The following is an 8,735-nucleotide window of genomic DNA, read 5'->3' as shown; positions in this document are numbered from 1 at the left end:
CCTTCGCTTCGCTACGGAGCCACCTCCCCCAACGGGGGAGGATTAGTTCACGCATACTCATCCCTTCACGCTGCCCGCGAGCATGCCGCGGATGTAGAACCTCTGGAGCGCCAGGAAGAGCGCCAGAACCGGGGCCACAGTGATGACTGCGCCCGCCATCATCATCTCGATGTCCTGCACGTGCTCGCGCGACAGGGCCGCGAGCGCGACCGGCAGGGTGTAGTTCGACTGGTCCGTCAGGATGATCAGCGGCCAGAGGAAGTCGTTCCAGCTGCCCAGGAAGACGAACAAAGCGAGCGTCACCAGGATGGGGGTCAGCGTGGGCAACACGATGCGGCGGAAGATCTGGCCCTCGGTGGCCCCGTCGACTCGGGCGGCTTCCAGCATCTCGTCGGGAATGGACAGGGCGTACTGGCGAACCAGGAACAGGCCGAAGATGGAGGCGAGCCAGGGGACCAGAGCGCCGGCGTAGGTGTTCACCAGGCCGACCGACTTCAGCATCAGGAACAGCGGAAGCGTGCCGATCTGGGCGGGCACCACCAGCGCGGCGACGAGAAGCTGGAACAGGCGATCGCGTCCGGCGAAACGCAGCTTGGCGAAGGCGTAGCCGGCGGGAACGGTGAAAAGCAAAGCCAGGCCGGTGGCGAGGGTGGCGAGGGCGAAGCTGTTGAAGACGTAGCGGCCCATGCCGCGTTCAACGAAGAGCTCTCGGTAATGCTCCAGCGTGGGGGCCGACGGGATCAGGGGCGGCGGGAAGTTGGCGGCCTCCCCGCTCGACATCAGGCTGACCGAGACCATCCAGGCGAGCGGGAACAGGACGATCAGGCCGATCGCCGCGACGCCGAGGTTCAGCAGGAGATCGCGGGGCTTCACGTGTGCTCTCCGCCCAGGCGTCGCGACACCGCGAGCTGGAGCATCGTCACGGCGAAGATGCAGACGAACAGGACGAAGGCGACCGCGCTGGCCGAGCCCAGGTTCCACCATTTGAAGCCCTCTTCGTACATGAAGTAGAGCACGGTCACGGTCGACTGGGCGGGGCCGCCTTGCGTCATCACATAGGGCTCGGCGAACAGCTGGAAGAAGCCCGCGACCGAGATGATCGACACGAGCAGGAGCGTCGGCGCGATGGCCGGGAGCGTCACGTGGCGGAAGCGGCTCCAGGGACCGGCCCCGTCGATGCGGGCGGCCTCGTGCAGCTCGTCCGGGACGGTCTGGAGCACCGCCAGGAAGATCAGCATGTTGTAGCCGAAGGTCTTCCACACCACGAACAGCAGGATGGCCGGAATGGAGGTCGACGGGTCGCCCAGCCAGTCGACGGCGGGCAGGCCCAGCGACGTCAGGGCCCAGTTGATGACGCCGTAGCGGGTGTTGAGCAGGTAGTTCCACAGCACCGCCGTGGCGACGAGCGTCGTCACGAACGGCGCGAAGAAGATCACCCGCCAGATCGGCCGCCACTTCACCGTGCGGGCGTTGAGCAAGAGCGCCGCGCCGAGCGACGCCGCGATCGACAGGGGGACGCCAATGACGGCGAACAGCACCGTGTTCTTCATCGCCTGCCAGAACAGGGGGTTGCCCAGAAGGCGCGTATAGTTCTCCACCCCGATCCAGCGCAGGTTCGACAGGTCCGCCAGCGCATAGATGTCGAAGTCGGTCAGGCTGAGCAGCAGCGACGACACGACCGGCACGACGAAGAAGACCGCCAGAGCGATCATGGCCGGCGCGATGAAGCCCCAAGCGGCGCGTTCGCGGGCAGCGATCATGCGCGACCTCGTTCCAGCATCCAGCGGCGCTTTTCCAGCAAGCGATCGGCGCGGCGGTCGATCTCGGCGGCGGCTTGGGGGACCGTGAACTCGCCGCGCACCATGCGTTCGGCGACGATCTGCATCTCGGTGACGATGCGCTCCCATTCCGGGGCCTTGGGCACGGCCTTGGCCCGTTCCAGCTGGCCGCCGAAGGCGGTGACATAGGGGTCGGAGGCGACCTTGGGCGCGGTCCAGGCGGTGGGGCGGGCCGGGAGGCTGCCGGTGATGACGTTGAACTCGGCCTGGACCGCGGGGTCGGACAGGTAGCGGACCAGCTTCCACGCCGCCTCCTGGTTCGGCGAAGAGCGGAAGACGGCCAGCGACGAGCCGCCGGGCGCGGAGGCGCCGGGGCCGGTCGGGCCGGGCACGCCAGCGGTGGTCCAGTGCGGCTGGATCTCCGGCAGCAGACGGGACTTCATGTCACCGATGGTCCAGGGACCGGAGAAGTAGAAGCTAAACCAGCCGCGCGCGAACTCGGTCCAGACGTTGGAGATCTGCGACGCCGAGGCGACGGGGGCCAGGCCCTCGTCGAACAGGCTCTTGTAGAAGGCGAGCGCGGCCTGGAACGACGGGCTGGAGAAGTTTCCCCGGGTCGCCTCATCCCGAAGCAACGGTTGATCGCCCTGAAGCCCGAAGGTCAGAAGCTGCTCGAACTCATTGAGTGGCAACAGGATTGCGTATCGATCAGGACCGACGACGCGCTTGACCGCGTGCATGGCGCGCTTCCACTCGGCCCAGGTGGTCGGCAGCGCTCCGTAGCCGGCCTGGGCCAGCAGGTCGGTGCGGTGGAAGATCAGGCGGGTGTCGACATACCAGGGCGTGGCGACGACCCGGCCGTCGATGCGGTTGGTGTCCAGCACCGCCGGAAACTGGTCGGTCAGGAGGTCGGCGGCCGCGCCCGGCAAGGGCGACAGGGCGCCGATGGCGGCGAGCTCGGCCACCCAGGTGTTGCCGATCTGGCTGACGTCCGGCAGCGAGTTTCCGGCGTACCCGGTCAGCAGCTTCTGATGGGCGGCGGTCCAAGGCTGGGGCTGGACTTCGACGCGAATGCCCGGATTGGCGGCCTCGAAGGCGGGAATCAGCCGGGGGACGTTGGTCCCCTCATTGCCCATGGCCCAGAAGGTCAGGCGGGTGATCCCGTCGTTCCGCCCGCACCCGGCGAGCGCCGCGCCCGCGCCGGCCATCAGCCCCAGGGCGGCGCGGCGGTGGATCATGCCGCCAGCCAACCGCCGGTGAAGCCCGCCGCTTCCAGGCCCCGGCGCAGGTTGGGCTCCTCGCGCATATGACGCCAGACCAGGTCGGCGCGGGCGTTCTCGATCATGACGACGATCGGACCCTGGTCGATGCCCAGATAGTCGCCGTCGACCCAGCCGACGCCCGGCACGATGCGGCCGTGCTGGAGGCGCCCTTCCCGCTCGGTCAGGGTCGGGTTGAAGGAGTCGAGGAAGCCGAACTCGGTGTAGACCGCCTCGCCGTAGCGCGCCTTCATGGCCTTCAGGCAGGCGGTGACGGCGTCGGGCGCGAAGGGGTAGCTGGCCATGGCGGCGGTCGGCGCGAGCGTGCCGTCGTCGCGGTCGCCGGGGCCGCGGGCGGAATAGCTGAAGAATTCCCGCTCGCGCGCGTCGATGACCTGTTTGAAGTCGCCCGGGCCGTCGCAGGCGGTCAGGCCCCAGACGTCGGCGGAATAGCCGTCCCAGCCGCCGGGGTTGGCGATCGCATAGTTCCGCTGGGCCTGAACGGCGCGGACGCTGTTCTCGAAGTAGTCGAATGGGCCAATCTCGGCGGATTTGGCGCGCATCCAGGGGTCTCGGATGCCGCGGTAGTCGACGAACATGTGGCTGTACTGGTGCCCGAACAGCGGCGGGAAGTGCAGGTGGGGGGGGCCGTATCGGTCGGTCCAGCTGCGGTCATAAACGCCGCACCATTCGCTCCAGACGGCGGGCGAGACCGGGTGGGTGCGGCTGCCCATGGCCAGAAGCAGCAACAGCATGCCCTCGTTGTAGACGTGCCAGTCGGCCTCGATGAAGCCGGTCTCGGGATGCCAGCCCATGCTGATGCGGTTCGGACGGACGACGGCCCAGTCCCACTCGACGCGGTCATAGACGGCCTGGGCCAGACGACGGATCTCGGCCTCGTCGGGGTTGGCCTGATCGAAGTAGCGGGCGGCGAACAGCATGCCGCCGAGCAGCAGGGTGGTGTCGACGGTGGACAGCTCGGTGCGGCCGAAACGGTGGCCGGTGTCCATCTCCAGGAAATGGTAGAAGAAGCCCTTGTAGCCGGTGATGCCGGTCGCGTCCGGCGCCTGGGGCGCGTCGTGGAAGAAGCGGACGGTGTTGAGGGTGCGCGCCCTCGCCTCCTCCCGGCTCATCCAGCCGTTCTCGACGCCGACGGGCCAGCAGGCGAGCGCGAAGCCGACGGCAGCGACGGAGCAGAACGACTCGGTCGGCCAGCGATCCGGCGTCAGGCCGCGTTCGCGGTCGGTGACGTGGACGAACCAATCGAAGGTGCGGCGCTGAAGCTCCGCCACCTCGGGGTCGAGGGGGCGGGCGGGCGTTCCGCCCGGCAGTGAGGCGCAGCCGCTGCCCATCAGCGCGGCGAGCGCGCCCGAAGCCATCAGAAATCCGCGACGATCCATGCCGTCCCTTCTAAGCCAACGCCCCCGCGTTACAAAAAAGTCGGCCGCGTCGCCGGGAGGACGACCTGGCCAGTCTCAGGAGAGAGGGTCTAGAAGCTGTACCGGAAGCCCAGCTGGAAGGTCCGGGTGGGGAAGATCACCCGCGACGGGCGGCCGAAGTTGGGGTTGGGACTGGTCGCCGAGCCGGTCCCGCCGTCGAAGCCGGCGTAGTTGTAGAAGTCGAAGATGTTGATGGCGTCGACGAACAGCGACAGCTGCGAGCCGTTCCAGAGGTCGAAGTTCTTGGTCAGGCGCAGATCGAGGTTCCGGTAGGCGAAGGCGTCCGGAATGATGAAGTTGTCGGTCTGCGGCCGGCCGGCGTTGGGACGGTAGACAAAGTTGGCGCCCGTGCCGTCGAACACGTCGTAGGGCGTGCCCGAGCCCAGGGTCAGGATGCCCGACAGCTGGAAGTCATAGGGCAGGTCGACGATGCCGTTGGCGACGATGCGGTGTTCCTCGTCGTTGTCCGAGGGGCGGACCGGAGAGTTCTCGATGTCGAAGCAGTCGAAGCAGAAGTTGTCGCGCCCGCCGTTCTGCTCGGCGTTGGAGAAGGTGTAGGCGATGTTCAGGCCCCAGCCGCTGTCACGGGTGTAGGGCTTGTCGGCCTTGAGGTAGAGGGCGGTGAACTCGCGCGACTTGTTGTGGTCGGAGACCAGATAGCCGCGGTAAGGATTGCTCGCGCCCGGCCCGCAGAAGCCGCCGTTATCGCCGAAGCCGCCGCCGACGGACGGTCGGGTGGGTTCGCGGCAGCGGTTCAGATAGAGCCAGGTGAACTCGTTCTCAGTCTGGCCATAGGCCAGCGTCAGCTCGGTCTGCCAGTCGCCGAACCGCTGGCGGACGCCCAGGTTGACCTGATCCGTGCGCGGCGGCTCGAAATCGTTCTTGAGCAGGAAGGCCTCGCCGCGCGCCGGGATGGTGGCGAAGACTTGATCGAGGCCGGCAGTCGTGCGGAACCGCTCTTCCCACAGGATCGGGTCCTGGTCGGTCCCGGCGGCGACCCCGAGCGGTCGGCCACGCGCCGCGTTGGTGGTGAAGAAGGCGTTCTGGCGGATGTCGAACGGCTTGACGATCTCGTCGTAGGCGAAGTTGAAGTTGATGCGGTCGTAGTAGCGCCCCGCCCCGCCGAAGATCACCGTCGAGCGGTCGCCGAACACGTCGTAGGAGAAGCCCAGCCGGGGCTGGAAGGCGCCGGCGAAGGGCTCGCGATTGTCGCCGGTCGAGATGTAGTCGGCCTGGTTGAACCAGCTGGGGACATAGCCCGCCGCCTTGCCGCCGTCGGTGGAGGCGATCCACTGGGCCAGGCCCGTCGCGACGTTCGAGGGCGTGACGTAGTCCTCGTTGCCGGCGTTGGTTTCGTAGTCCCAGCGCAGGCCGAGGTTGATCTCCAGCTGGTCGGTGATGCGCCAGTCGTCCTGGATGTAGAGGCCGACGACGGTGTTATCGAGATCGACGCTGGGGAAGGCCCGGCCCAATTCGACGCGATAGGGAACGGTGGTCGAGCCGCTGAGTTCGGGACGGCCGTCGACGTCGAAGTAGAACTGGGGATTACGGCCGAAGAACTTGTTCACCTCGTAGTTCTGGAACGAAACCTTTCCGCCCAGCTTGATCGTGTGGAAGCCGTTGAAGTCGATCTCGTCGAGCCTCAGGTCGTTACGGATCGTGATGGCGTTGTCGGCGATGTCCTGGAAGCTGTCGCGGCCGCCGAGGTTCAGGATCGAGACGCCGCCGAAGTAGTCGGGCTGAAAGCCCGGCGCGGTCGGATTGGTGTCGTTCTCGAACAGGCGATAGAACTGGCCCACGTCGCTGAAGTTGGCGGCGCCCGGGGTGTACTCGTACTGGCGGTAGTCGACGGCGAACTCGTTGGTGAAGGCGTCGCCCTGCCACTGCCAGCGGAAGTTGCTGGTCAGGGTCTGCTGGGCCAGGTTGTTGGCGCGTTCGAAGGCGTCGGCACCGCCGAAGTCGCGTAGGTCGATCTCGTCGCGGTAGGTGACGCTCCAGTCCACGAGATGGCCGTCGCGGGGCTGCCAGCTCAGCTTGCCGAAGAACAGGTCTTCCTCGAACGGGGCGGCGAAGGTGCCGATGAACTGGCCGAACTGGCTGACGAAGCGGGGATCCTGGCGGCCGAGGTTGACGACGTTGGCTCGCGTCTCCTCCTTGCGCTCATAGGTGCCGAAGAAGTGCAGGCGATCGCGGATGATCGGGCCGCCGAGCGCGAAGCCGTACTGCTGGACCTCGAGGTCCGCCTGACGGTCGCCGCGACGACGGGCGAAGACGTCCTGTTCGATGAAGCTCTCGTCGCGATAGGTCCCGAAGATCTCGCCGGTGAACTCGTTCGTGCCCGAGCGCGTGACGGCGGTGATGATGGCCGAGGAGGCCTGTTCGTACTCGGCCTTGAAGTTCTGGCTGACGACGCGGAATTCCTGGACGCCCGCTTGGGGGAAAGGGTTCCCCCGGCTGTCGTCCTGGCCGATGATGCCGCCGCCGATGATGTTGGACTTCAGGCTGGCGCCGTCGATGAAGGCGTTGACCGACTCGGCGCGCTGGCCGCCTGCGGTGATGGTCTGTTCGTTCTCGTCCAGCGAGACCCGGACGCCCGGGGCGAGGCCCGCGAAATTCAGGAAGTTGCGGTTGATCTGCGGCAGGGTCTGGATCTGCTGCGTGGTGACGTTGGTGGCGTTCTCGGGCGTGCGGACCTCGACCAGGCGGCGGCCCACGACGACGATGTCCTCCACGTTGGATGCTTCGGCCCCGGCGGTCGCCGTAACGATGTCGCCGACCTCCAGATCCAGATCGCCGACCTGGCCGACGCCGATGGAGACGGTGTCGGTCGCGGTCTCGCCCTCGCCGGTCGTCACGGTGACCTCATAGGAGCCAGGACGCAGGCCGGACAGGACGTAGGTGCCGCGCGCGTTGGTGCGGGTGCGGGTGGTGAAGCCGCTGGCGACGTCTCGGGCGACAACCTCGGCCGAGGCCTCGGCGGCGCCGCCATCGGTGACGGAGCCGCGCAGGGTCGCGCCGGTGACCTGGGCCGAGGCGGCCGTCGCGGCGAGAGCCGCCGTGAGCGCCAGCGCCGAGGCGGCGGCCAGCGTCGAAGCACGCAAGGCGTTGCGGTTCATGGTCTCTCTCCTGAAAAGCCCTGGGTGGAGGTCGAGGCGCCGCACGACTGGCGGACGACCAGTCGCGGGACGATGATTTCACGGGCGGCGTCGTTGGCCGCCTGGGGGGAATTGGCGGCAGCGTCGTCGATCTCGGTGAGCAGTCGCTCGACAGCGCGTCGGCCCATGCCGGCGATGTCGATGTGCAGGGTGGTCAGGCCCGGCCGCACCAGCTCGGCGATCGGCACGTCGTCGAAGCCGACCACGGCGATGTCTTCCGGACAGCGCAGGCCCGCCTCCTGGATGGCGAGCAGCACGCCCACGGCCATGGCGTCGTTGCCGGCGAAGATGGCGTCGGGGCGCTGATCCGAGGCCAGGAGCCGGGCCGCGGCGGCGAAACCGCTGGCCTGGGTGAACTCGCCCTGGGCCAGCATGGGCTGCGCGCCCGCCGAGGCGACGGCGTCGAGGTAACCCTGCTTGCGTTGGCGGGCTTCCAGGTTGCCGGTCGGGCCGCCGACGTGGGCGATGCGGCGACGGCCGAGGCTGAACAGGTGCTCGACCGCGACGCGGGCACCGCCTGTGTTGTCGACCGCCATTGAAGGCTGCTGGCCGTCGAGATCCCCGCCGTTCATCAGCAGCACGGGCAGGCGTCCGGACAGGCTGGAGGTCAGCTCGCCAGAGTCCAGATGGGGCGACAAGACGATCAAGCCGTCGACCCGACCGCGCATGGAACGAATGGCGGCGGCGGCGTTGGCGGCGTCGTCGTGGGAACTGGAGACGATCAGGTGACGGCCCTGCGCGCGGCAGGCGACATCCATGCCGCGGATGAGCTCGGAGAAGAACTCGCCGAACAGATCCGGCAGGATGACGCCTATGACGTCGGTCCGGCTCGTCGACAGGCTACGGGCGCCGGAGTGCGGGACGTAGGACAGGGCCTCGACCGCCTCGAGCACCTTGGAGCGGGTCGGTTCGGCGACGACCCCGGCCCCGGTCAGGACGCGCGAGACGGAGGCGACGGAAACACCCGCGCGCTCGGCCACGTCGCGGATGGTCGCGGCCTTCATGGGCGCGGCTCCGAACGGACTGTGCTGGTCTGCTGAGGCCAGTGGGGCAAGGGGAGGATCCTGAAGCGTTTCCGCCGTTCCGGCCGTCTTCGCGACGGTC

6 protein-coding genes are annotated in these 8,735 nt (G+C 67.9%); all 6 read right to left on the bottom strand.

Annotated features, from left to right (window positions below):
• Positions 1–57: 57 nt before the first annotated feature.
• Complete coding sequence (locus Q333_RS0114000) at positions 58–873, bottom strand: carbohydrate ABC transporter permease (RefSeq protein WP_029417852.1); 816 nt, start codon at positions 871–873, stop codon at positions 58–60.
• A complete protein-coding gene (locus tag Q333_RS0113995) occupies positions 870–1,760 on the bottom strand; it encodes a carbohydrate ABC transporter permease (protein WP_029417850.1) in 891 nt (296 codons plus the stop codon). The genes Q333_RS0114000 and Q333_RS0113995 overlap by 4 nt, the downstream gene beginning before the upstream one ends.
• Positions 1,757–3,016 (bottom strand): sugar ABC transporter substrate-binding protein, encoded by a 1,260-nt coding sequence (locus tag Q333_RS0113990; protein ID WP_029417848.1) that lies wholly within the window; start codon positions 3,014–3,016, stop codon positions 1,757–1,759. The genes Q333_RS0113995 and Q333_RS0113990 overlap by 4 nt, the downstream gene beginning before the upstream one ends.
• A complete protein-coding gene (locus Q333_RS0113985; protein WP_029417847.1) occupies positions 3,013–4,437 on the bottom strand; it encodes a glucoamylase family protein in 1,425 nt (474 codons plus the stop codon). The genes Q333_RS0113990 and Q333_RS0113985 overlap by 4 nt, the downstream gene beginning before the upstream one ends.
• Positions 4,438–4,526: 89 nt before the next feature.
• Positions 4,527–7,592, bottom strand: coding sequence for a TonB-dependent receptor (locus tag Q333_RS0113980; protein ID WP_035294482.1), 3,066 nt, complete (start codon positions 7,590–7,592; stop codon positions 4,527–4,529).
• Positions 7,589–8,635 (bottom strand): LacI family DNA-binding transcriptional regulator, encoded by a 1,047-nt coding sequence (locus Q333_RS0113975; RefSeq protein WP_029417845.1) that lies wholly within the window; start codon positions 8,633–8,635, stop codon positions 7,589–7,591. The genes Q333_RS0113980 and Q333_RS0113975 overlap by 4 nt, the downstream gene beginning before the upstream one ends.
• Between the last annotated feature and the right edge of the window lie 100 nt (positions 8,636–8,735).

This window comes from Brevundimonas bacteroides DSM 4726, from assembly GCF_000701445.1.
In the GTDB taxonomy this organism is placed as follows: domain Bacteria; phylum Pseudomonadota; class Alphaproteobacteria; order Caulobacterales; family Caulobacteraceae; genus Brevundimonas; species Brevundimonas bacteroides.
This window is presented reverse-complemented; position numbering and strand designations above follow the sequence as displayed.

Bases quoted from the DNA above. Each gene is read 5' to 3' on its own strand.
- Q333_RS0113995 (WP_029417850.1), bottom strand. From the start codon at position 1,760: ATGATCGCTGCCCGCGAACGCGCCGCTTGGGGCTTCATCGCGCCGGCC.
- Q333_RS0113990 (WP_029417848.1), bottom strand. From the start codon at position 3,016: ATGATCCACCGCCGCGCCGCCCTGGGGCTGATGGCCGGCGCGGGCGCG.
- Q333_RS0113985 (WP_029417847.1), bottom strand. From the start codon at position 4,437: ATGGATCGTCGCGGATTTCTGATGGCTTCGGGCGCGCTCGCCGCGCTG.
- Q333_RS0113980 (WP_035294482.1), bottom strand. From the start codon at position 7,592: ATGAACCGCAACGCCTTGCGTGCTTCGACGCTGGCCGCCGCCTCGGCG.
- Q333_RS0113975 (WP_029417845.1), bottom strand. From the start codon at position 8,635: ATGAAGGCCGCGACCATCCGCGACGTGGCCGAGCGCGCGGGTGTTTCC.